The sequence below is a fragment of the Micromonospora sp. MP36 genome (genome assembly GCF_008119785.1).
Lineage (GTDB): Bacteria > Actinomycetota > Actinomycetes > Mycobacteriales > Micromonosporaceae > Micromonospora.
Genome location: NZ_VSFA01000286.1, coordinates 1 through 760, shown reverse-complemented (window position 1 = coordinate 760; position 760 = coordinate 1). Strand labels below are relative to the sequence as shown.

At 66.2% G+C, this 760-nt stretch carries 1 protein-coding gene; it reads left to right on the top strand.

Annotation, left to right across the window (positions count from 1 at the left end):
• Window positions 1–760 (top strand): AMP-binding protein (locus tag FXF52_RS41195; protein WP_148805057.1); only part of this gene is annotated, 760 nt, incomplete at both ends.

The window sequence follows — 760 nt, the reverse complement described above, 5'->3', positions numbered from 1 at the left end:
CGGTGGCGGTGGTGGCGGGGGATGTGCGGTTGTCGTATCGGGAGTTGGACGAGCGGGCGAATCGGGTTGCCCATCACCTGCGTGCGGTGGGTGCGGGCGAGCTTGTCGGTGTGCATCTGGAGCGGGGTCCGGATCTGATTCCGACGTTGTTGGGTGTGTTGAAGGCGGGTGCTGGTTATTTGCCGTTGGATCCGGCGCAGCCGGTGGATCGGCTCGGCTTCATGCTGGAGGACGCGCAGGTCTCCGTCGTGGTTGCCTCCAGGGAACTGGCCGGTCCGTTGGAGGCCGTCTACGACGGAAGGGTTGTGCATCCCGACGCGGCGGAGATCGCGGCTGCGCCGAGCACTGACCCGGCCGTGCCCGGCTCGGTCGATGATCTGATCTACGTGATTTACACGTCCGGCTCGACGGGCAAGCCGAAGGGTGTCTGCCTGACGCATCGTAATGTGGCGCGGCTGATGGAGGTCGGTGATCGGCACTACGGTTTCCGTACCGATGACGTGTGGCCGCTGTTTCACTCGTTCGCGTTCGACGTGTCGGTGTGGGAGATGTGGGGCGCGCTGCTCTTCGGCGGCACCTTGGTCGTGGTGCCGCAGGCTGTGACGCGCAACCCGGACGAGTTCGTGGACCTGATGGTCGAGCACCATGTGACGATGCTCAACCAGACGCCCACCGCGTTCCGCTCGCTGGTGGCGATGGCCGGCGCCGGCGACCCGCGCCTGGACCAACTCCAGTTGCGCGCGGTGATCTTCGCCGGCGA